The sequence below is a fragment of the Streptantibioticus ferralitis genome (assembly GCF_029223525.1).
Taxonomy (GTDB): domain Bacteria; phylum Actinomycetota; class Actinomycetes; order Streptomycetales; family Streptomycetaceae; genus Streptantibioticus_A; species Streptantibioticus_A ferralitis.
The window spans coordinates 291,643-313,653 of sequence record NZ_JARHTQ010000005.1 but is presented as its reverse complement, the minus strand read 5'-3'; the positions used below and the strand labels follow the sequence as shown (position 1 = coordinate 313,653).

Below are 22,011 nucleotides of genomic sequence, written 5' to 3'. Positions count from 1 at the left end.
TCCGCCCGGCCCGGGAGGGCTGACGGTACGGCCAGTGTCGGGCGCGGCCCCGGGCTCGCGTACCGCTTGCATCCGCGGACCCAGCGGGTAACGGTGGGTTACGGGGGAGGGCCACGGGCGGTGACCCGCTGTCCGCGGCCGCTGGTGCCTATCCGGAGGAAGGCCGCCATGACCTCGCGAAAATCGCTGGCGGAGTACCACCGCAAACGCGACTTCTCGAAGACTCCCGAGCCCCAGGGCGGCCGGGGCGGCGGACCGCGGGGGTCCCGCTACGTCGTGCAACTGCACGACGCCAGCACCCGCCACTTCGACTTCCGCATGGAGGTCGACGGGGTACTGAAGTCCTGGGCGATTCCGAAGGGCCCCTCCACCGACCCGCACGACAAGCGGCTGGCGGTGCCCACCGAGGACCACCCACTGGACTACCAGGACTTCGAGGGCGTCATCGGCGACGACCAGTACGGCGCGGGAACCGTGCTGGTCTGGGACTCCGGGACGTACCGCAATCTGAGCGAGCGGGACGGCGAGGAGATCCCCATCGCCGAGGCGCTGGCCCGCGGCCATGCCTCGTTCTGGCTCGACGGAAGGAAACTGCACGGCGGATTCGCCCTCACCCGCATCCGTCCGGAGGCCTGGCTGCTGGTGAAGAGGGACGACGGGCACGCGTCCTCGGCGGGTACGCCGGAGCCGGGCCGCGCCAAGTCGGTCCGCACCCGTCGCACCCTGAAGCAGATCGCGGCCGACGCAGAGGCGGCCCGGAAGGACAGGCAGCGTGCCGACGACGCGCATCGGCACGGCACCCGGTCATGACCGTGACCGAGGTGCTGCGGCGGCTGCCGCCGGAGCAGCGTGACCTGCTGCGCCCCGCCCCGCACCCCCGCGAGGTGCGCCCGATGCTGGCCGTGCTCAGCGACCGCAAGTCCTTCGACAGCGGCTGGATCTTCGAGCGCAAGCTCGACGGGGTACGGGCGCTGGGCTTCCGCATCGGTGGCCGCGCGGGTCTGCTGTCCCGTACCGGACGGCCGATGGACTCCACCTACCCCGAGATCATCGACGTCCTGGAGCGGCAGGAGTGCCAGGACTTCCTGGTGGACGGCGAGATCGTCGCCCTGGACGACCAGGGCCGCACCAGCTTCGCCCGGCTGCAGCGGCGCATGGGCCTCACCAAGCCCCACGACGTGCGAATGAGCGGCGTGGCGGTGACGTACTACCTCTTCGATCTGCTCCGCCTCGACGGCCAGGACCTCACGCGGCTGCCGCTGCGCACCCGCGCGTCACTGCTGCGCCGCGCCATCGACGTCCAGCCCCCGCTGCGCTTCACCACCCACCGCAGCTCCGGAGGACCGGAGCTGCTGGCCCGCGCCTGTGAGCAGGGCTGGGAAGGGCTGATCGCCAAGCGGGCCGAGGGACGCTACGTACAAAAGCGGTCAGCGGACTGGCTGAAGCTGAAGTGCTCGGCCGGACAGGAAATGGTGGTCGGCGGGTTCACCGAACCGGCCGGCAGCCGCGTCGGCTTCGGTGCGCTGCTGGTGGGCTACTACGAGGACGACCGGCTGCGCTACGCGGGCAAGGCGGGCACCGGATTCGACACCGCCACCCTGCTGCGGCTCAGAGCCCGCCTCGACGAGCTCGAACAGGGCAGCTCGCCCTTCGCCGAGCCGGTCCGGGAACGGGCGGCGCACTGGGTCAGACCCGAGCTGGTCGCACAGATCGGCTTCACCGAGTGGACGCGCGACGGAAAGCTGCGGCACCCCCGCTTCCTCGGGCTGCGCGATGACAAGAGCCCCCGCGAGGTGGTGCGCGAGCGGGCGACCGGGGCGTAGTCCGCCGGGGCCCGGCGGCCGGCCGTGCGGCGCCGGGGTGGCGGCCCGTCAACCATGCCCGCAACGTCTACTGTGGAATGATCATTCTTGTCAGGTATTGCTCCCCGGCTCACCTTGCCCTCACCTCACCTGGTTCGACCGCGACACGAGGGGTGTATGCACATGGAGTCGCCGCCCGCAGCCGCTCTCGTGACGCCCAAGAACCCCGGTCTCAAGCGAGAGATCGGACTGGTCGGCCTGGTCTGGGCCTCGGAAGGGTCCGTCATCGGTTCCGGCTGGCTGTTCGGGGCGCTCTACGCCGCACAAGCCGCCGGAACCGCCGCATTGCTGTCCTGGGGGATCGGCGCGCTCGCCATCATCGTCCTGGCCTTCGTGCACGCCGAGCTGGGGGCGATGTATCCGGTCGCGGGCGGCACCGCGCGCTTTCCGCACTACGCCTTCGGCAGCGTCGCCGGAGCCTCCTTCGGCTGGTTCTCCTGGCTGCAGGCGGTCACCGTGGCGCCGGTCGAGGTCATGGCCTCGCTGAACTACCTCAGTGTGCACGCCAATTGGGTGCAGACGAGCAAGAACCACCTGACCGCGGGCGGCTACGGGCTGGCCGTCGCCTTCATGGCGTTCTTCGTCGTCGTCAACTTCCTGGGCATCAGGTGGCTGGCCCATACGAACAGTGCCGCGACCTGGTGGAAGATCGCGGTTCCGGTGTTCACCATCGTGGTGCTCGCGGTGACCCGGTTCCACGGCGGCAACTTCGGCTACCAGGGCTTCTCCCCGTTCGGCGCCAAGGGCGTGCTCTCCGCGGTGAGCACCAGCGGTGTCATCTTCGCGCTGCTCGGGTTCGAGCAGGCCGACCAACTGGCCGGTGAGAGCCGCAACCCGGCCAGGGACATCCCGCGGGCGGTGATCGGCTCGATCCTCATCGGCACGCTGCTGTACGCGGCCCTGCAGGTGGTCTTCATCGCGGCCCTGCCGCACAGTGCCTTCGTCCACGGGTGGGCCAACCTCACGTTCAGCGGCAAGGCGGGTCCGTTCGCCGGTCTGGCCGCCTCGGTCGGGCTCGGCTGGCTGGCCGCCCTCCTCTATGTCGACGCGGTCGTCTCGCCGACCGGTACCGGTCTGATCTACGTGACCGCGACATCCCGTGTCTCATACGGCCTGTCCCGCAACGGCTATGTGCCCGAGATCTTCGAACGCACCACCAGGCGCGGCGTTCCGTGGTTCAGCCTGCTGTTCGCCTTCGTCATCGGACTCATCGTCTTCCTGCCCTTCCCCACCTGGCAGAAGCTGGTCGGATTCATCACCTCCGCCAGTGTGCTGATGTACGCGGGGGCGCCGCTCGCCTTCGGCTGCCTGCGCAAGCAGGACCCGGACCGGCCCCGCCCCTACCGGTTGCCGGGCGGAGGGATCTGGGCGCCGGTGGCCTTCATCGTGGCGAACCTGATCATCTACTGGGCGGGGTGGGACACGCTCTGGCGGCTGGGAACGGCGATCGTGCTCGGCTATGTGCTGCTGGGTGGCTCGGTGGCGCTCAAGCTCAACCCGCGGGCCCCGCATCTGGACTGGAAGTCCGCACAGTGGCTGCCGGTATATCTGGTCGGCATGGGCGTGATCTCCTGGCAGGGCGGCTTCTGCAGCAGCGGACCGGCGTCCAAGGTTGCCTGCGGCGCTGCCGACCGTATTCCGCTGTGGTGGGACATCGTCATCATCGCTGCGTTCAGCCTGGTCATCTACTACTGGGCGCAGCTGGTCCGACTGCCCGCTGAGCGGACCCAGGAGTACATCGGCGTCAAGGTCGTACCGGCCGACTGAGCCGACCGCCAACGCGGGCCGTGTACAGCGTGGTTGTGCCGCCGCGGCACAGGAACGGACGTGCGGCCCGTCCCCCGGCCGTGCGGTGCGGGTGCGTCCGTCGACCCTCGGCGTGCCTACCGCGTCACCCCGGCGTCGCGGTTCGATAGCGCCTCTGGCTGACCCCCGGCGTGGGGTCCGGGCACTCGGCTGGCGCCGTGCCTATGGTGAGGCTCCGTCTGAGGGTGGGTCAGCGGGGAGCAGGACTGCGCACGCAGCGCGCAAGTCGACCCTGTCAACCAGCAACGCCGAGGTACCTCAGAGCGAGCCGCGAGTCAAGAGACCGTGCTCCGTGCGCGGTTGGCTCGTTGACCCGTACGACCACGCCGAGCGCAGACCAGCAGAACGCAGCCCTGAAGACCGCAGAACCGAAGGAGGAGGCGTGCCCCCATACGCTCCTGCTGCCGGACCGGAGTCCCGGTCGCGCAGCGCGCCTGCTGCCCCGCGGCAGCGAAACCGGTACGCGTCCGAGTGGCCGGACGGGGAGGATGACGGCTGCGGCGGCGAGCCGCCGGGCCCGCGGTCGGCACGGCACCGGGCGCAGGGCCGGGATCGCCTCGCATGGCTGGTCTGCGCCTGCGTCGGCCTGGGGGTGCTCGGCACCACCGCCCTGTACGCGAATCCAGGCGCGATGTTCCGCTCCAGCAGGTCGGCGTCCGCCGAGGTACGACCCGCGCGCCCGGCGAGCACGGCGCACAGTGCCGCACCGGGTCCGCAACCTCGCCCGTCGGTACGGCGGTTGCCGGGAATCGGCCCGCGGCTCGGCGCCGCGATCCCGGCGGACGCCCGGCAGGCACTCGTGGTGGTCGGCCAGGGGCCGGACTCCTGGATGTCCGCCGCGACGCTGTGGAGCCGTGACGACCACGGGGACTGGCATCCAGGGACGACCTGGACCGCGCACAACGCGCTGCGCGGCTGGACCGCCTACCACCGGACCGACGACCTGCGCAGCCCGGTCGGCGTCTACTCGCTCAGCGCCGCCGGGGGACTCGCCCCGAACCCGGGCACCCGGCTTCCGTATGACCATTCCCCGGCCTTTCGCGCCGTGGGGGCGGGTTTCGAGGGCGAGCCGCTGACCGGCTCCTTCGACTATGTGGTGGCGATCGACTACAACCGTGTCCCGGGCGGTTCACCCCTCGACTCCCGCACGCCGCTCGGCCGGGGCCGCGGCGCGGGGCTGTGGGTGCACGTGGACCACCAGGGCCCGACACACGGCTGTGTCGCGCTGTCCCGCGAGCACATGATCGAGCTGCTGCGAAAGCTGAATCCCGCCGCCCACCCGGTGATCGTCATGGGCGACAGGGCAGCGCTGCGGCAGTGACCGGCGCCGGTTCATGACGATCGGCCGTCGGACAGGGACCCGCGAGGTGACGCGCCCGGCGGCCCGGTGTCAGTGGGGCGCGGGATGATGGCGGTATGGAAGACCCGCCGCGCCACGACGACATCATGGCCCTGGTTACCGCCCGCGCCAAGGAGCGTTGTGCTCCACTGCAACCTCCAGTTTCCGAGGGCGAGTTGGCGGCGGCCGAGAAGGGTTTGGGATTCCCGTTGCATCCGCTGCTGGCGCGACTGTACCGGGAGGTCGCCGACGGGGGCTTCGGGCCCGAGTACGGCCTGTTCCGCCTCTCCACATCCGCCGGCAGCCGGGTGAGCGAGACGGCAGGCCCGCTGACCGCCGCCTACCGGGACCGCCGGGCCCCCGATCCAGGGGATGACGGCTGGTTCTGGCCGGAAGGCGTGGTACCGATCATGACGTGGGGGTGCGGCATGCTCGCCTGTGTGGACTGCCGCAGTCCGCAGGGCACCGTCCTGCTCTTCGAGCCCAACCCGGTCGGCGACGACTGGGCGGACGCCTGGTTTGTCGACTCCAACAGCCTGGCCTCCTGGCTGGAGACCTCTCTCAACGGCACCGGCTGGTACAGCGATCCGGACGCCGAGGACGACTGGGCCGACTTCGACGCCGCCGAGGACACCGCGGCGCCGGAGGCACTGCGGCGCTGGGGCGCGCAGGCCCGGGCCCGGTCCGGCAGTTGACGGTCATTCGGCGATGCCGCGGGTCAGCAGGACCACCGTGACGAACGTCCGGTACAGCCGGATCGGGTCATCGTCGGTGATCCGCACGGTCAGGTTGTCGACGCGGAGCACCCCGGTGATCCAGGTCGCCATCTCGGCGAGATCGGCGTTGCGGAACCGCACGGTCAGCGTCGCGGGCAGTGCGATGCCGGGAGCGGAGAGCTCGGCCAGTCCGCGCGTCGCATCCTCGGCGGCGGCCCTGATCAGCTCGCGCGCCGCCTCGGGGTGCAGACTGTCGGCGGCGAACCGCGACACGGACGTCTTCACGACGGCGCTGCGGATGCCGGGGCAGAACGGCTGGATCTCCGCCGCCGTGATGTCGTCGCCCGTGATCAGCGCCACCGGCACACCGTGTCCGAGCGCGACCAGCGCGTTGATACCGGCCTCGCCCGCCGGAGTACCGTTCAGCCGCACTTCGCTGATGGCCTGCGGGTTGTACGTATGCGACAGCACCGATGACTCGCCGGACATCGAGCCGTGGTAGGAGACGAAGAAGACCCCGTCGAACGAGGCATCCAGGCCCTGCATCATGTACAGCGGCTTGTGGCGGCCCGACAGATAGCGGGCCCGGCCAGCGAGCGCGTCCGGGCGCAGGTTGGCCATCTTCGAGTGCGAGTCGTTGACCAGGAACGCGGACGCGCCAGCCGCCATCGCGCCCTCGATCGCGGCGTTCACCTCCTCCTGGAGCAGGCCGCGGTGGTATCCGTATTCCGCCTCCAGCGGCCTGCACTGGTTCCAGTCCACGATCCCGGCCGTGCCCTCCATGTCGGAGGAGACGAAGATCTTCATCCGGGAGATTTTACCCGTGAACCAGCCTGCGTGGCCTGCGATTTCGCGCCCACCGGAAACTGGCCGCAGGCCAGGAGAACCCCGCGCACAGTGACGGCGTCCTCGACCTCGGGTCCGCCGCCTCGACGTCAGGCGAGGTTCTTCTCCAAAGCGGCGATGTAGTTGTGCATGGAGTGGTCACGCACACCGTCGCTTGCCGGGGCGAAGGCGTCGGCCGTGAGGCCCTTGGCGCGGTCCGCCAGGCCGCCCAGCAACGTCGTCGAGTCGCGAAGCCTGCCGGTGGAGTCGATGTACCTGAGGGTGTCGACGTGGGTGTAGACCGGCTCCGGCGGGAGCTGCGGCACGATGTCGTTGTTGTTGACGAAGCGGTACATGCGGTTCTTGAAGCCCTTGTTGCAGGCGGCGGCGAGGATTCGGTCGCAGGTGCGGGGCTGGCCGAAGGTGTAGACGCCGTCCGCTTGGACCCGCGGCTCCTCCAGGTACATCCGGGCTCCGGCGAGCATCGCCAGCGCGCCGCCGAGGCTGTGGCCGGTGAACCACACGCTCTGGCCGTTGGTGCGCAGCTCCGCCAGGGCCCGCTTGACGTCGGGGAAGATCGACTGCAGGGCCTCGGCGAAGCCGAAGTGGACGTAGCCGGTCTCGGCTGGGCCGGGCCACGGCGGAGTATTGGCGTCCGAGAGCCAGTCGCGGATCTCCCTGGGCTCCGTGCCGCGGAACGCGGTGATGACCATGTGGTCGCTGGCCATGGTGTAGCCCTGGGTGTCCTGGAGCGGAAACGGCGGTGTGAACCGGGTCTGGTGGTGGCGCACGCGGTCGAAGCCCCAGGCGCGGGCCTGCTGGTCGATGGTGGACTCGTCTTTGTATGCGAGGTCGGAGGCTTTGGCGAGCCAGTAGGCGTGCGGAAGGCTGTATCCGGTGGCCTGGTGGTCAATCGCGGACGGTACGGGCATGACGAGGTCCCCTCTCGTGACTGTTCCTGCTGGTCGTCGACATGCGGGCCGACGCGGGCGTTGAGCCCTGTCGTATCCACCCCGAGCCCGTAGCTGGGCGTCGCCGCGCTTGGTTGTCACCCCGATGGGCGTCCCGTGTGCGGTCAGAGCGGCTGCCTCCGTCTTCGGCCGGCAGGGGAGTGGGCAGGCGGCCAGGGAGTGTCCGGTGCGTGATGAGCGGAGCCGCGAGACGACATGCCGGATGAGACAACCGGGCTGTTCATATGACCTTTTCGCCCTGGGAGTTGCCCATTTGGAGGAGGGGCAGCATGACAGCATGATGAGCATTCGCAGAGCCGTATCGGCTCTCTTCGCCGTGGGCATCGCCCTCGGCGTGCCCGCTACCGCGGTAGCCGACGCCGGCGCCGCCGGCCAACCGCCCAGAGCCGCCCATCACTGCTACACGGTCGAGCAGGCCCGCGTCGAGCTCGCCCGCCGTGCAGCGGCGGTCACGCCTGGCAAGAAGGTCCGGCTGATGGTGCCGGTGTGCCAGTCCACCGGTACCGCACGTTGTGACGCGCCGAGCCACACGCTGTTGTGTGGCCAGTTCTGCCAGGACTGCGACGGCCTGGTGTGCTCGCAGCCGTACTTCTCCGAGTACGCCTGCGGAAGCTGCTGACATCGCCGAGTTGGGGGGAATGATGAGATCGGCAAGGGTGCTGCGCAGGTTCCGTGGACCTGCCCTGGCGGCCGCGTCGGCGCTCGTGCTGCTGACGGCGCTGCCTGGCAGTACGCAAGCGGCGAGCGGCTCGTACACGTATGTGACGGCGGCGGGGCAGGGCGTCCAGGTCCTCGACCCGCAGAGTGACACCTGCCTGCCGCTTACGGGCGGCGCGGTGAGGTTCTCGAACGACACCACCGACACGGCATTCCTGTACGGGGACTCCTCGTGCGGCGGGGGCTGGGCCCTGGTGGGGGTCGGCGCTACATGGGACGCGCCCACCGGCGTGCAGGCGTTCGCCGTGCGCTTCGGCTCGACCAGCACGAACAACAGCCCATCGAGGGGAGCCCGTCCATGACACTTCTCAGGCGAGGTGGCAGGGCCCTGGTGACGATGGTCTCCGTCCTGGCCGCCGTGCTCGTCTTCCACACGTCCGCGTGGGCCGGCACCGGGGGCGGTGACGCTGTCCGCTCTGGCATCTCCGGCGACACCCGACCGGGCGTCGCCGCCACCGCGTACAAGTGGTTCAGCTGGGGGGACCTGAAGGTCGGCGACTGCCACCAGACCGGCGGCTACCTGCGGCTCTACTCGGACGGCACGCTCACGTTCAGCGCACGGACCTGGACGGACTTCACGCTCAGCGGTGACATCTGGCACGCGCGCTTCCAGCTGAAGGACTCCTCGGGCCAGAGCCTGTTCACCACGGCCACCTATGACAGCCCGACGATGTGGGCGAGCAAGAAGCACGACTGGACGGCGAACGGCACCTACGAACCCAGCGTCTACAACGCCACCGTCAAGGTGACGCAATGGGCCTCGTGCTGAACGAGCCCCAAGCGGCGGTGGCTTCGCGGCTGACGATGGGTTGCTTGATCACGCGGCGGGGGCGGGTCTGCCGCGCCAGCGGAGGCACATCTCGCCACGGATGCGGGCGCGTTCCGCGCGGCCGTGGTCGCGGTGACGGCGGAGCGAACCCAGAGACGGCAGGCATGGTTGAGCCGGACGTTCCTCATCCAGCGCGCCTCGTAACGCTTGGCTTCATTCCGGAGGAGCCGGTACTTGTGGATCAGGTGGTCCGGCGGGCTGCACTCGTCGGTCTGGCGGTGGGGGAAGCGCTTGCGGATCTTCCGGTTGTTCTCACCGTGCCGGGCCACCTCCCGGAAACGGTGTCGCCGGTAGAAGGCATGAGCACGGGGATTGACCACGAGCACGTCAAGTACCAGGTCCGACCTTCGGTGATGACCTGCCAGCTGCCCGGATCGAAACCGCGCTCCTGATAGGCGCGTTGGTCACAGGGCCCTGCGCGGATGCGTCTCGGGGCCGGTCGACGACCCGGTCATCACCACGTAGGAACTGCCCGCCTGCCCGGCCGCGCCACCGTGCCTGCCGTCCGGGGTGAGGGCGAGTGCCCGCAGTTCGGAGCGGAAGGCGTCCGGCAAGGTGGCCGCGTCCCGGAGCGCGGTGTGGCAGGCCTCGGCGGGATCGTGCCCGGAGGCGAGCAGATCGACGACGGTACGTGCGGTGCCGCCGCGCATCGCCAGCTCTCCGCGCCCGGTGCAGGCGGCGCCGCCCGCCCGTAGGTCGCACCAGTTGCCCGCGCCGGGAATCGCCGAATCGCCCACCCGCCCCGGGTACTTGTACGGGAAGCCGGACGTCGACACGCCGACGCACATCTCGCCGGACGTGTCCAGCGCGATGATGTTGATGGTGCCCCACGGCTCGGCGTGCGGTGCCAACCGGCGGATCAACTCGACGGCGTTGGCGCGGTAGTGGTGGTCGCCGTCGAGCGCCGCCGTGTTCTCGCCCTCGACGGCCTCGGTGGACCACGCGACCTGCTGCCGCCACATCGTCCGTGACTCGTCAGTGATCAACTCTGCGGTCTCGAAGCCGCATTCCCGGGCGAACAACGCCGCCCCTTCGCCCACCAGCAGGCAGTGCTGCGGCAGTTGCTCCAGTACCGCGCGGGCCACCGAAATGGGATGCGGATAGTCGCGCAGCGCCGCCACCGCGCCGAAGCGCCGGGTGGAGCCGAGCATCAGCGAAGCGTCCAGCTCCACCACGCCCTGGGCATTGGGCAGCCCTGCGGTGCCCACGTAATGGTCGTTCGGATTGTCCTCGCAACGGTGCATCGCCGCCTCCACCGCATCGGGGGCGGAACCGCCGCGCCGTAGCACCTCCATCCCCGCCGGCAGGCCGATCTCGCTGCGCTCGCTTCCGATGATGATGGCGTCCGCCATGGCACTCCGTAGGTAGGACGTGCAGATGCTCGGGCGCAGTCTGGCACCGCACACCGCGTCCATACCAGAACGCATGCTGCCTTATGGGCGATTCGCGTCAGAACTAAGGTTGCGCAAGGTGATCGGCGGTAGGTACTCGCGGATCAGCGTGCGCTCCCACCAGGCGCCGGTGAGCCGCAACTCCCGCCAACCGCTGAACCGGTACTCGTAGAGCCGGGCGCGGACATACGTCGGTGGGGAGCCGCGGAACGGATTGGTCCGCAGCAGCTTGATGGTGGGCGGATCGTTGTGCAGCAGTTTGGCGGCGAAGGGCAGGAACCACGACTCGGCGTAGATGGACGACATTCCGGCGAACCACATCAGCCAGTCCAGCCGCAGGTGGTACGGGGCCCACTGGCGCGGCAGCCGCTTCGGGTCGCCCGGCTTTCCCTTGAACTCGTACTCCCGCCACACGGTGTCGGGCGTGATCTCCTGCTCGTCGGTGCCCTCGACGACGATCTCGGTGCGGATGCGGTTGATGCTGCCGAAAGCGCCGTAGGCGTTGACCAGATGGAACCGGTTGAACGAGTAGTTCATCATCTGGCCGCGCGAGACCAGGTTGCGCGCGGGCCAGTAGCTGAGGACGACCACGCCCGCGACGAAGGCGAGCACCAGGACCTCGTACCACAGTGGAGCGGCGGGTAGCGCGGGCGGTTTGGGCAGCGGCAGCACTTCGGCGGCGCGGGAGCCGTCGATGGCGGCGAGCGCGATGACGATCGTCAGCCAGTTCAGCCAGGCGAAGTTGCCGGAGGCGACCAGCCACAGCTGGGTGACGATGATGAGTCCCGCGGCCACGCTCGCGATCGGCTGCGGAGTGAACAGCGCGAACGGCAGCACGAGCTGGGCGAAGTGGTTGCCCGCCACCTCGGCCCGGTGCAGCGGCTCCGGCAGATGGTGGAAGAACCAGCTCAGCGGTCCCGGCATGGGCTGGGTCTCATGGTGGTAGTACAGGCAGGTCAGATCGCGCCAACACGGGTCACCGCGCAGCTTGATCAGACCCGCGCCGAACTCGACCCGGAACACCAGCCAGCGGAACAGCCACAGCACCAGAACCGGCGGAGCGGTACGGCTGTTGCCGAGGAAGACCGCGAGGAAACCGGCTTCGAGCAGCAGGGACTCCCAGCCGAAGCCGTACCAGAGCTGTCCGACGTTGACGATCGACAGGTACAGCACCCACAGGGCGAGCCACAGCAGCATCGACGCCCACAGCGGAACGAGGTCCGCCGCTCCCGCCACGATCGCGGCCGACAGCACCGCGCCGGTCCAGGCGACGAATGCGAAGAAGCGGTCCGAGTAGTGGAGGTGGAACAGGCTGGGCGCGCGGCGGAACGGTGCCCAGGCCAGAAATCGGGGGATGGGCAGCAGTCCGCGCTCGCCGAGCAGCGCCCGGAACTGGTTGGCGGCCACCAGGAAGGCGACGAAGTACAGCGCGGCCAGCGAACGTTGCAGGACCAGCCGGGTCAGCCAGGATCCGGGTGCGGTGAACCAGTCCATGCCAGCCACTCCTGGAAGGGCCCTTGCCTGGGGGCCTGGTGAGGGCGCTCACGCCCCATTGTGTGAACCGCCGCCCCTCCATCCGCAACGCGAACCCTTGCGCACACCTTGTCACCGAGCGCATAGTTGGTTGACGCCAGCTAACTAAATCCCGGCCCGGGGCGCAGCCCAGGAAATGCCGCTGAGCCCCGCGATTCGGGGCCCGGGGGCGGCAGCCTCCGGAAATGCCGCTGGCCCGCAATCTGGTGCCCGGGGGCACAGCCCCAGCAAAGTCCGCTCACCCCCGCGACCCGGGGCCCGGGGGCCATAGGCGCCCGGAAGACCGCTGAACCCCGCGCGGGAGGCGCAATGGCCGGACGCTGGACCGCCGAAGAGCACCCCCGCGCCAAATGGGTGGTGCTGTCCAACACCACCCTCGGCACGCTCCTCGCGATGATCAACAGCTCGGTCGTGCTGATCTCGCTGCCCGCGATCTTCAACGGACTCCGGCTCGACCCGCTTCAGCCCGGCAACATCAGCTATCTGCTGTGGATGCTCATGGGCTACATGCTGGTCACCGCGGTCCTGGTGGTCACTTTGGGCCGCCTGGGTGACATATTCGGCCGGGTCAGGATCTACAACGCCGGATTCCTGGTCTTCACCCTGACGTCCGTGGTGCTCTCGCTCGACCCGTTCCACGGCGGCGCCGGGGCGCTGTGGCTGATCGGCTGGCGGGTCGTGCAGGCGGTCGGCGGCTCGATGCTGATGGCCAGCTCCGCGGCGATCATCACCGACGCCTTCCCGGTCTCCCAACGCGGGATGGCACTGGGCGTCAACGTCGTCGCCGGAATCTCGGGTTCGTTCATCGGCCTGCTGCTCGGCGGGCTGCTCGCCCAGTGGAACTGGCGGTCGGTCTTCTGGGTCAATGTGCCGATCGGTCTGCTCGGCACCGTGTGGGCGTACCGCTCACTGCACGACACCGGGGTCCGTCGCCCGGCCCGGATCGACTGGTGGGGCAACATCACCTTCGCCGTCGGCCTGACCGCGCTGCTCGCCGCGATCACCTACGGCATCCAGCCCTACGGCGGTTCCACCATGGGCTGGGCCAACCCATGGGTACTGTCCGGGCTGATCGGCGGGACCGGGGTGCTGGCGCTGTTCTGCGTGATCGAGGCCAGGTCCGCCGAACCGATGTTCCCGCTGCGGCTGTTCCGCAACGCCACCTTCGCGGGAGGCAGCGCCGGCACGCTGCTCGGCTCGGTCGCCCGCGGTGGACTGCAGTTCATGCTGATCGTCTGGCTGCAGGGCATCTGGCTGCCGCTGCACGGCTACGACTACGCCGATACCCCGCTGTGGGCGGGCATATATCTGATACCGCTGACCATCGGCTTCCTGGCGGCCGGGCCGATCGCCGGGCATCTGTCGGACCGGTTCGGGGCGCGGCCGTTCGCGGCGGGCGGGCTGGTGGTCATCGCGGCCTCGTTCGGCGGACTGCTGGTGCTGCCCACCGACTTCGGCTACACCTCCTTCGCGCTGCTGGTGTTCCTCAACGGACTGGGCAGCGGCCTGTTCTCCGCGCCCAACACCTCGATGATCATGTCGAGTGTGCCCCCGGAGGCACGCGGCGCCGCCTCCGGTATGCGGGCCACCTTCCAGAACGCCGGGATGGTGCTGTCCATCGGTGTCTTCTTCTCCCTGATGGTGGCGGGCCTGTCCGGTTCGCTCCCGGCCACGTTGAGCGGCGGACTCACCGCGCAGGGCGTGCCCGCCCAGGCGGCGCACGCCTTCGCCGCGCTGCCTCCGGTCGGCACGCTGTTCGCCGCGTTCCTCGGGTACGACCCGATCCAGCAGCTGCTCGGACCACAGGTGCTGGGCCAGTTGCCGCCGGGCCACGCGGCGGTGTTGACGGGGCGTGAGTTCTTTCCGCATCTGATATCCGGCCCGTTCCACGATGGGCTGGTGGTGGTCTTCTGGCTGGCGATCGCGATGTCCCTGGTGGCCGCCGTCGCCTCGCTGGTGCGCGGCCGGGCCGGGAACACGGCGGGTACGGATACGGTGAGCGAGCCCGACGCCGCGGCCGCCCGAACCCGCTGACGACCAGGCGGCGTTCACGTACGGCTCCAGGGAGGGCCGCGATGGACATGGCCGATCCGAATCCGGGCAGAATCGATCCTGCGGTGACGTCCCGGCTGCGGCTGGCCATCGCACGCATCCACCGGCAGATGGTCCAGGCATCCAGCGGGCAGGGCCTGACGTTCGCCCAGCTGTCCGCGTTGGCCAGGGTCGAACAGTACGGTCCGCTGCGCCTCGGTGGGCTGGCGGCCCGTGAACGGGTGGCGGCCTCGTCGATGACCAGGACCCTGGCCCCGCTGACCGCGGACGGTTTGGTCGGCAAGGCCCCGGATCCGCAGGACGGCCGGTCCTGGCTGATCGGGATCACACCGCACGGCCGCCAGGTGCTCGCCGAGATCCGCCGGGAGCGCTCGGAGATGCTCGCCGCACGGATGGGCGGACTCACCGCCGACCAGTGCGCGGCCCTGTACGCGGCGATCCCGGTGCTGGAGGCACTGGCCGACGAGCCCGAGTAGCCCGTTCGGGTGCCCGCGGGACGGTGCCTGTGGCCGGGCGCCCCCTGGAGCGGCGCACTTGCGGGTTGGAGGGCACAGTAGGAGGAGCAACCAGGAGGACGACGGGACCATCCCTACGCTTCGCCCGCACGACGGCCCAGGTGCCCTGCGGGTGAGGCAGATGTGGAGCTCAGCGATGTTCGAGGCCGGCGACATCCGGGAGTGGCGCGGTCATGATGTGGTCGACGACGAGGGCAAGCGGATCGGCTTCCTGGAGTCGGTCTATGTGGACACGGCCACGGATCAGCCCGCCTTCGCCACGGTGACGACCGGCATCCCGACCCGGCGCCGACTGGTCTTCGTACCGCTGGCTGGGGCCACGGTCGGGCCCGCGTACCTCAGGGTCAGGTATCCCAGGAGCCAGGTGAAGGACGCCCCGTGGATCGGCACCGACGGCGAACTGCTGGCCACCCAGGAGGCGGCGGTGTTCGCCCACTACAACCTGGAGTACCGGACCGGCGCCGGCGGCGAACGGCGGCTGGCCCGCCGGTGACGGCGGTGCACACCGGGTCAGGCGCGGAAGGAGCGTGAGATGGCACTGATCCTGCTGGTGGTCATCCTGGCGATCGTGTTGGGCGTCATCGGTGTGGTCATCAAGGGGCTGTTCTATGTGCTCGTCATCGGCGTGGTTATCTTCCTCGCCGATCTGGTCTACCTGAGGATGCGGCTGCGCGGCAGGCGGCGGCGCTCACCGCGCTGAACCCTTCTCGGACATGGCACCGGGCCCCGGCCACGCGTTACGCAGCGGCGGGGGCCCGGTGTGCTTGGGCGGGCGGGCGTCAGCCGGTGAAGGCGGCGGTGCCGTTCGGGGTGCCGAGCCCGGTCGGACCGTCGTAGCCCTGCCCCGCGTTGCACAGGTACGACGGGTCGCACGAGCCGTTGGAGCCCGACGTCACGTCGTTCAGCGCGGAGGTGTTGTTGTACGGGAACGAGGCGGGGTTGCTGCCCGAGGACGGGGTACCGGCCAGGGCGTAGACGCTCGCGATGATCGGCGACGAGGCGCTGGTGCCGCCGTAGACGTTCCAACCGCTGGCCTGGTAGCTGTCGTAGACCGCGACACCGGTGGCCGGGTCGGCGACCGCGGAGACGTCCGCGACCGTACGGTTGGAGCAGCCGCTGTCGGTCTGCCAGCTGGGCTTGGCCTCAACGGTGGAGCAGCCGGAGCCGGTGCCGTTGCCGCCGGCGCTGGAGCCCCAGACACTCTCGGACCAGCCGCGGGAGCTGGAGTCCCTGGTGAGCGAGGTGCCACCGACCGACGTCACGTTCGGGGAGGCCGCCGGATACTCCACGCCGTAGCCGCTGTCGCCCGCCGAGGCGGTGATGACGACGCCGGGGTGGTTGAAGTACTGGCTGTCGGCCTGGGTGTCCGACGGGTCCTCGGAGCCGCCGTAGCTGTTGGAGACGTATCCGGCGCCGAGGCTCACGGCCTCGTTGACCGATGTGCCGAGGTCGCTCATGCTCGCCGAGTTCGCCTCGACCAGGATGATGTGCGCGTTGGGCGCGATGGCCGAGACCATGTCCAGGTCGAGGGATATCTCACCGGCCCAACCCGAGTCGGCCGACGGGTAGTTGGTGCTGCCGTCCTGGGCGACCTTGCTGAAGCAGCCGTTGGCGGTCGAGCACTCCGGCAGACCGTACTGCGAGCGGTAAGTGGCCAGGTCTGCCTCGGCGTTGGGGTCGTCCTGCGCGTCGACGATGGCGATCGTCGCACCGGCGCCGCCGTTGGCGGGCAGGTTGTAGGCGCTCAGCAGGTCGGACGGGCCGTAGCCGGAAGGCGTGGCGTTCGGGGACAGCGAGTGGTGCTGCATGATGTCGGTCCGGGCCACCGCGTTGCATGCCATCATGCCGGGCTTGCTGGGTGCCGAGCACAGCCGCTTGACGTGGGGGTGGTGAGCGGCCGGGGTCGCGACCGTGGCGCCGGCCGGAGCGGCGGTCGCCAGGCCCGCGGCGACCAGGGCGGCCACCGACAGGGACGCGGCGGCGGCCTGCCGAACGGCGCGTCTGGACAGCGATGCGGAGATGGTGCGCAAGGAACAGCCCTCCATGGGGGGTGGGGACGACCCACGACAGCGCCTGTGTGGGGTGGCGCTGCCGTACGAGTCCCGGTGCAGGGAAATGGAGCGTGAAGTGCGCTGTGCGAAGAGATCTCGGCAGAGTGCGGGGCGACGGCAGCCAGGGGAAGTAAGCCATGTGCATGACATTCGGCTGCCTGCCACCCCGCAAAGTGGTGTCTGACGAGGAGCAAATTAGCGGACATCCCCCCTGGCCACAAGGGAGTTGACCTAGCGGAGCCCGGTGAACTCGCGCTTATGGCCAGGTGAGCGCCCGTGGTTGACGGGTGGACGACCCCGTCGGGAAGCGGCTCCGGCCCGGATTCAGGGCGCCGAGACCGGCACGTCGGGGCTGTCGGAGAAGGCCTGGATCGGCGACATCGCCACGCCGTTGACGGACACCGTCTTGAACGTGCTGACCTGGGCGCAGGCCTTCGACTGGTCGGCGGTCTGGGCATGCGCGTTGTTGGTCGCCGCCGCGGTGTCGGCCGGTACCGGGCTCGAACTGGGCGGGGCCGGGAAGGCGTTGCCGGTGGTCCAGTCGGTCCCGATCACCAGGGTCACACCGGATACGGAGCTGTCCTGCTTCAGGTGCGCGGCGGGCAGGTGTAGCGCCCGCGCCACCGTCTGGGCCTCCGCCTGCTTGCCCGCCGGGTAGCGCAGCGTGGTGGTCGAGGCGGGGGAGGGGGCGTTGCCGGAACTGGTCGACGGGCTGAACCCCTTGTCCACCAGCGATGCCGCCAGGTCGGCGGCCCGGCCGGTGACTCCGCTGCCGTTCTCCACCGCCACGGCTATCTGCGAGTCCGGCACGCTGCTGGGGGACGGCGAGGGCGTGGAGGTGGCCTTCGAGGTCGCCGCGGCGGCGGCCGAGGACTTGTCGCCGGTACCGGTGGTGAGCGACTGGTCGTTGGCCATGGCGTCGAACAGGTTCTGTGCGGCGGGGGAGACCAGGACCCGGGAGTCGTCCTGCGGGTCCGGGATGTTCTGCATGGTGGTGAAGGTGATGCGGTCGGACGGCACCTTGTTCAGGTCGTTGGCCAAGCCGAGCAGCTTGGGGATGCTGTCCAGTCCGTTGTCCACGGTGAGCGCCTTGGTCGCCGCGTCGGCGAGCCCGTACATGGCGCCCGGGTTGGTCAACGTGCCCGCGCTCTTGAGCGTGCGGATCATTGACGACAGGTATATGTGCTGCCCGTAGGTGCGCCCGAGGTCGCTGCCGTCGCCGAAGCCGTGCCGGGAGCGGACGAACTCCAGTGCCGAGACGCCCTTGAGGGTGTGCGTGCCCTTGGCCAGTTTGAGGTGCGAGTACGGGTCGTAGACGTTGTTGTCCACACATACCGGGACACCACCCACGGCATCCGACATGTTCACCACGCCGGAGAAGTCGACCATCATGAAGTGGTCGATGGGTATGCCGGTGAGTTGGTGCACGGCCGCCACCGTGCACCCGGGCCCGTACTGCAGCGTGCTGTTTATCTGGTCCCGGTGGGCGGACATCGTCGCGCCGCTCTGCGGATCCTTGCAGGCGGGCAGGTTGGTCATGGTGTCGCGGGGGACACTCATCACGGTCGCGTTGGAGCGGTCCGCCGAGACATGGACCACCATCTCCACATCGGCGTTCTGCCCACCCCCGCCGCAGTCGCCGCCCAGCTTGCAGTCCGCGGCGGTGTTACGGCCGTCGGAGCCGATGACCAGGACGTTGATCGGCGTGCGGCCGAAGGCGTCCGGCTTCTCCTTGCCCGCGTCTCCGCTGGCGCCGCCGAACAGCGGGACGCCCTTGATGTTGCCGTTGAGGTGTTCGTAGAGCATGGCGACCCCGCCTGCCGTGACGAGCACCAGCGCTGAGGCGGTTATCGCTATCGTGCGCCCGACCCGGCGCTTGCGCCGCGCCTGACCGGGCCGCTTCGTCCCGCTGCCCTCGGACGCCGTCGCGTCGGTCCCGCTGCCGCGCTGCTCGCTCACTGAAGCGTCGTCGATCGCCACTGGGGCGTCCGTGTTGTCCGTTGCATCAGTCATGCGTCACCCTCACGCGGTCAAGCCGGGTCATTCCGGCATTGGTTACAAGGCGACGGCACGGTGGGACAGGTGCGCGTCGCGGTGCATCCTTGGCGGGGTAGACGAACGAGGTCGAGCGCTGGTTGCACAGTTGCGCAATCTAGCAAGGCTCGCTGTGCCGTCGTACCGTCCCTGGACTGGGGCGATACGTTATGTCAAGCACGTATGGTGACCTTCGCGACGTCCCGGGTGAGCCGTTCGAGCATATGCTGGGCAGCCGTTGTGAGGTGCTGGTCGCTCACGGAGTACACATGGTGGCGGCCCTGTCTGCGGGCATGGGCCACTCCCGCGAGCTTCAGTTTTGCCAGATGCTGACTGACTGCTTGCGGCGTGCCGCCAACCCGTCGCGCCAACTGCGAGACATCGTTCTCTTGCTGTGCGAGGGCCCACACGATGTGCAGACGCATCGGAGACGACAAGAGTGCGAAAGCGGCCGCTGCCAGGTCCAGGGCTTGAGCCGGGGGAACCTCGCGTCTCGCAGCCGGTGCCGCCATCCGTTTCGGACCCCTCCGTCGCCAAAGTGCGTATCCGTGTACCCGCCACGGTCGCCGGGTGGCTCCAGAGTAGCCGAATAACTTGCTACATTGCGCAACTAAGCAAGTAGTGATCCGTTACGCGAAGTGCCCCACGGCGTAGCCGGATCGCCTTGCCCTGCCCACGGGGCAAGCCCAGCACGCCGCCGGACGGACACGCCGGCCGATCGATTGAGGGATTGCGTATGGCGGGCCGCCCAGCCGATGCCTTGGGGGAGAACGCGGAGCGGTGGCAGAACCAGAACGGATCAGGAGCTGAGCCGCTCTCGGCGCGGCGGGTGCCGCAGCAGGCGGCGACCCGTACCGCGAGCCGGTCGCGATCCGGGCGTGTCGCCGGATCCGCCGCACGGGTCCGGGCCGCCCGCGGCGCGGCGATCAGAGCCCGCAGAGGGGAACGGCAACCGGCGCGCGCCAGAGGCGTGGCCCTCCTGCTGGCGCTGCCGGTGATGGGTGCCGCCCTTGACGAGGCGGTCAGCTCCCAACTCGGCTGGGCCTTCCTGCTCATGGCGGTCGCCGCCGCCGCAGTCGCGGCGGCGTCCTGCTCACGGTCCGCGCTGTGGTGGCTGGTGCCCGCGCCGCCGTTGGTGGTGGCCGCGGTGACGGTCACCGCGGAACTGCTGCTCGGCCCGGCCGCGTTCCAGGGCGGCAAGGGGCTGACGACCGGCGCGGTGCGCTGGGGCGTCGACGCGTTCCCCGCGATGGCGGCGGCGGAGGCGGCCGTGCTGGCCGTGCTGCTGGTCCGCTATGCGCGGGCCCGGCTTGGCGGGAGGGCCGGGAGTGCCTGAGCGGGACGATGCCGGTCGGGCGCGGCCGGTCGGGCGCGGCATGCGGCGGATCTCGGAGCGGGTCGCCGGAGCGGGACGTACCGATCACAAGGGGCAGCGCCGCGGGACCACTTCACCGGTGACCCTAGCGGTCCGCATCACCCTGTGCTGCGCGTCGGCGCTGGTCCTGGTGGCCAGCGGCATGGCATGGGGCGCGTACCACTACCTGACCGGTGGTCTGAACACCTCCGACGCACTGGACGCGGTGCGCGGCCGGGCACCCGCGCATCTGGACAACTCGGTGAACCTACTGCTGATCGGCCTGGACAGCCGCAAGGACATGGACGGCAACGATCTGCCGAAGCAGTTCGTCGAGGACGAACTGCACGCCGGGTCCAGCGACATCGGCGGCTACAACACCAACACCCTGATCCTGATGCACATCCCGGCGAACGGCGGCAAGGTCACCGCCTTCTCCGTTCCACGGGACGACTACGTCCAGGTGCTGGACGGCGACGGCACCCCCGGCGGGATGCACAAGATGAAGGAGGCCTACGGACTGGCGAAGGCGGCCGCCGAGGACCGGCTGGCCGCGCAGGGCGTCAAGGGCGCGGACCTGGAGCACCAGAGCCGTGAGGTCGGCCGGGAGGCCACCCTCGCCACCGTGCAGCAGTTCCTCGGCGTGCCGATCGACCACTTCGCCGAGGTCAACCTGCTGGGCTTCTACGACATCACCAAGGTGCTGCAGCCCATCCAGGTGTGCCTGAGGCAGCCCGTCCACGACCGCTACTCCGGGGCCGACTTCCCTGCCGGATACCAGGAGCTGAACCCCCGGCAGGCCCTCGCCTTCGTGCGCCAGCGACACGGTCTGACCGGCGGTGACCTGGATCGTACCCATCGCCAGCAGGCGTTCTTGTCGTCCGTCACGCACAAGCTCAAAGTCCACGGAATCTTCGGCGACCTCAGCAAGCTGCAGGGGCTGCTGGACGTGGTGAAGCAGGACCTGGTCATCGACAGCAGCTGGAACGTCCTGGACTTCGCCCAGCAGGCGCCGAACCTCACCGGCGGGAACGTGGAGTTCCACACGCTGCCGATCGCGGGCTTCGCACAGCGTGGTGGCGAGTCGGTCAATCTCGTCGATCCGGAGCAGATCAGATCCATCGTCGGCAGGATGATCGGCCAGGACCCGGCCACCACCGGAGCACGGCAGAATCCGCCCGCGTCAGGCGCCCAAGGTGGCGCGTCGTTGGTGGTCGACGTGCGCAACGGATCCGGGGTGAGCGGCGCCGCCGCCACCGAGTCCAAGGCGTTGACCGCGTTGGGGTACACCGCGGGAGAGGTCACCAACGCCCCCGAACACGCCACGACCACGGTCGTCTACGGCGCCGGAGCCCAGGACGCGGCGCGGCAGATCGCCCCCGCGGTGGGCGTGGCCGCACCGCTGGCCAGCGCGGCCGTACCGGCCGGGCACGTCGTGGTGACCCTCGGGGCCGGATTCAACCCGCAGGACGCGGACGAGTCGGAATCCGACGACGTGCCGCCCCCGCCCGCCGCGTCCCCCGCGTCCTTCGGCCGGGCCGCTGCGTCGGACGCGCCGGACCCCGTACCGACCACGGCCTTCCAGGGCCAGACGGTCAAGATGGGCGGTATTCCCTGCGTCGACTAGCGCGCCCAGAGCTTGGCCCTACCCACCACAGTCAACCGACGATGCGAGAAGGAAAGGACGGTCGCCCAGCATGCCGCAGGGGGAAATACGTCAGCGGCGGGAGGTCAATCTGCGTATCGGTGCGGCCGTGGCCGAGATAGAGGGCCTGTACGCGGCACTGTTACAGACCACCCGACCGCAGCAACGGATCCGCCTTCTCGCCGAGTTGGCCAGGGCGGGTCGGCGCCTGACCTTCCTGGCGGCGCTGCCACCGGGCCGGCAGCCGCCGCCGAGTGCCCCTGGTTCGCGGCGGCGGCGGCGCCGGGTCCTGGCGGCGCGCGGCGCCGCCTGGATCATCGCCCGGTACGCGGGCCGCGACGGCGGTAACCGGAACGGGGGGTGACCGGCCG

The 22,011-nt window shown here is 69.8% G+C and carries 23 protein-coding genes; 16 read left to right on the top strand and 7 right to left on the bottom strand.

Translation table 11 applies throughout. The features are described 5' to 3' along the window. Positions 1-168 precede the first annotated feature (168 nt). From P2L57_RS10605 to P2L57_RS10585, 5 genes are all read left to right on the top strand, one after another. The gene (locus tag P2L57_RS10605; RefSeq protein WP_275811804.1) at positions 169-810 is read left to right on the top strand and encodes a DNA polymerase ligase N-terminal domain-containing protein; all 642 of its coding nucleotides are present in this window, start codon (positions 169-171) and stop codon (positions 808-810) included. Beyond that, positions 807-1,823, top strand: a complete 1,017-nt coding sequence (ligD, locus tag P2L57_RS10600; RefSeq protein WP_303656125.1) for a non-homologous end-joining DNA ligase — start codon at positions 807-809, stop codon at positions 1,821-1,823. Before P2L57_RS10605 ends, ligD begins: the two co-directional genes overlap by 4 nt. Positions 1,824-1,979: 156 nt before the next feature. Further along, a complete protein-coding gene (locus P2L57_RS10595) occupies positions 1,980-3,629 on the top strand; it encodes an APC family permease (protein ID WP_372515677.1) in 1,650 nt (549 codons plus the stop codon). A 421-nt stretch (positions 3,630-4,050) separates the two neighbouring features. Further along, complete coding sequence (locus tag P2L57_RS10590) at positions 4,051-4,989, top strand: L,D-transpeptidase family protein (protein WP_275811800.1); 939 nt, start codon at positions 4,051-4,053, stop codon at positions 4,987-4,989. Positions 4,990-5,084: 95 nt separating this feature from the next. Then, a complete protein-coding gene (locus P2L57_RS10585; protein ID WP_275811798.1) occupies positions 5,085-5,702 on the top strand; it encodes an SMI1/KNR4 family protein in 618 nt (205 codons plus the stop codon). 3 nt (positions 5,703-5,705) lie between these two features. Here the strand turns inward: P2L57_RS10585 and P2L57_RS10580 are convergent, their stop codons facing one another. Both P2L57_RS10580 and P2L57_RS10575 read right to left on the bottom strand, forming a co-directional pair. Next, complete coding sequence (locus P2L57_RS10580; protein ID WP_275811796.1) at positions 5,706-6,530, bottom strand: M55 family metallopeptidase; 825 nt, start codon at positions 6,528-6,530, stop codon at positions 5,706-5,708. Positions 6,531-6,658: 128 nt separating this feature from the next. Continuing rightward, positions 6,659-7,480 (bottom strand): lipase family protein, encoded by an 822-nt coding sequence (locus P2L57_RS10575; protein ID WP_275811794.1) that lies wholly within the window; start codon positions 7,478-7,480, stop codon positions 6,659-6,661. Positions 7,481-7,796: 316 nt separating this feature from the next. Between P2L57_RS10575 and P2L57_RS10570 the strand changes: the two genes are divergently transcribed. The 4 genes from P2L57_RS10570 (at position 7,797) to P2L57_RS10555 (ending at position 9,457) form a co-directional block, all read left to right on the top strand. Beyond that, complete coding sequence (locus P2L57_RS10570; RefSeq protein ID WP_275811792.1) at positions 7,797-8,138, top strand: hypothetical protein; 342 nt, start codon at positions 7,797-7,799, stop codon at positions 8,136-8,138. A gap of 37 nt (positions 8,139-8,175) precedes the next feature. Further along, on the top strand, positions 8,176-8,538 hold the full coding sequence (locus tag P2L57_RS10565) for a hypothetical protein (protein ID WP_275811790.1): 363 nt from the start codon (positions 8,176-8,178) through the stop codon (positions 8,536-8,538). Beyond that, positions 8,535-9,005: a DUF6294 family protein gene (locus P2L57_RS10560; protein WP_275811788.1), complete on the top strand. Its 471-nt coding sequence runs from the start codon at positions 8,535-8,537 to the stop codon at positions 9,003-9,005. Before P2L57_RS10565 ends, P2L57_RS10560 begins: the two co-directional genes overlap by 4 nt. A gap of 164 nt (positions 9,006-9,169) precedes the next feature. Beyond that, the gene (locus P2L57_RS10555; protein ID WP_275811786.1) at positions 9,170-9,457 is read left to right on the top strand and encodes a hypothetical protein; all 288 of its coding nucleotides are present in this window, start codon (positions 9,170-9,172) and stop codon (positions 9,455-9,457) included. A gap of 12 nt (positions 9,458-9,469) precedes the next feature. Here the strand turns inward: P2L57_RS10555 and P2L57_RS10550 are convergent, their stop codons facing one another. Next, positions 9,470-10,417 carry a glycosylasparaginase gene (locus P2L57_RS10550; protein ID WP_275811784.1) on the bottom strand — a complete coding sequence of 316 codons (948 nt, stop codon included), beginning with the start codon at positions 10,415-10,417 and terminating at the stop codon, positions 9,470-9,472. An 81-nt stretch (positions 10,418-10,498) separates the two neighbouring features. After that, entirely contained in the window at positions 10,499-11,950 is a 1,452-nt protein-coding gene (locus P2L57_RS10545; protein WP_275811782.1) for a lipase maturation factor family protein, read from the bottom strand. A 348-nt stretch (positions 11,951-12,298) separates the two neighbouring features. Here P2L57_RS10545 and P2L57_RS10540 point away from each other — a divergent pair, with 348 nt between their 5' ends. The 4 genes from P2L57_RS10540 to P2L57_RS10525 all read left to right on the top strand — a co-directional run bounded on the left by P2L57_RS10540 (position 12,299) and on the right by P2L57_RS10525 (position 15,256). Beyond that, positions 12,299-14,023: an MFS transporter gene (locus tag P2L57_RS10540; protein WP_275811780.1), complete on the top strand. Its 1,725-nt coding sequence runs from the start codon at positions 12,299-12,301 to the stop codon at positions 14,021-14,023. A 41-nt stretch (positions 14,024-14,064) separates the two neighbouring features. Beyond that, the gene (locus P2L57_RS10535; protein ID WP_275811778.1) at positions 14,065-14,517 is read left to right on the top strand and encodes a MarR family winged helix-turn-helix transcriptional regulator; all 453 of its coding nucleotides are present in this window, start codon (positions 14,065-14,067) and stop codon (positions 14,515-14,517) included. 175 nt (positions 14,518-14,692) lie between these two features. Further along, complete coding sequence (locus P2L57_RS10530) at positions 14,693-15,049, top strand: PRC-barrel domain-containing protein (RefSeq protein WP_275811776.1); 357 nt, start codon at positions 14,693-14,695, stop codon at positions 15,047-15,049. 39 nt (positions 15,050-15,088) lie between these two features. Continuing rightward, positions 15,089-15,256 carry a hypothetical protein gene (locus P2L57_RS10525; RefSeq protein WP_275811774.1) on the top strand — a complete coding sequence of 56 codons (168 nt, stop codon included), beginning with the start codon at positions 15,089-15,091 and terminating at the stop codon, positions 15,254-15,256. Between the two features lie 79 nt (positions 15,257-15,335). On the opposite strand, the gene P2L57_RS10520 is transcribed toward P2L57_RS10525, so the two are convergent. The 3 genes from P2L57_RS10520 to P2L57_RS10510 form a co-directional block, all read right to left on the bottom strand. Continuing rightward, the gene (locus P2L57_RS10520; RefSeq protein ID WP_372515676.1) at positions 15,336-16,586 is read right to left on the bottom strand and encodes a S53 family peptidase; all 1,251 of its coding nucleotides are present in this window, start codon (positions 16,584-16,586) and stop codon (positions 15,336-15,338) included. A 345-nt stretch (positions 16,587-16,931) separates the two neighbouring features. Next, positions 16,932-18,620 carry an LCP family protein gene (locus tag P2L57_RS10515; RefSeq protein ID WP_275811770.1) on the bottom strand — a complete coding sequence of 563 codons (1,689 nt, stop codon included), beginning with the start codon at positions 18,618-18,620 and terminating at the stop codon, positions 16,932-16,934. Positions 18,621-18,814: 194 nt separating this feature from the next. Beyond that, positions 18,815-19,153 carry an ArsR/SmtB family transcription factor gene (locus P2L57_RS10510; RefSeq protein ID WP_275811768.1) on the bottom strand — a complete coding sequence of 113 codons (339 nt, stop codon included), beginning with the start codon at positions 19,151-19,153 and terminating at the stop codon, positions 18,815-18,817. Positions 19,154-19,377: 224 nt separating this feature from the next. Here P2L57_RS10510 and P2L57_RS10505 point away from each other — a divergent pair, with 224 nt between their 5' ends. From P2L57_RS10505 to P2L57_RS10495, 3 genes are all read left to right on the top strand, one after another. Then, on the top strand, positions 19,378-19,977 hold the full coding sequence (locus tag P2L57_RS10505) for a DUF6542 domain-containing protein (RefSeq protein ID WP_275811766.1): 600 nt from the start codon (positions 19,378-19,380) through the stop codon (positions 19,975-19,977). 118 nt (positions 19,978-20,095) lie between these two features. After that, positions 20,096-21,622 carry an LCP family protein gene (locus tag P2L57_RS10500; RefSeq protein ID WP_275811764.1) on the top strand — a complete coding sequence of 509 codons (1,527 nt, stop codon included), beginning with the start codon at positions 20,096-20,098 and terminating at the stop codon, positions 21,620-21,622. 70 nt (positions 21,623-21,692) lie between these two features. Then, entirely contained in the window at positions 21,693-22,004 is a 312-nt protein-coding gene (locus P2L57_RS10495; RefSeq protein ID WP_275811762.1) for a hypothetical protein, read from the top strand. The last annotated feature ends 7 nt before the right edge of the window (positions 22,005-22,011 follow it).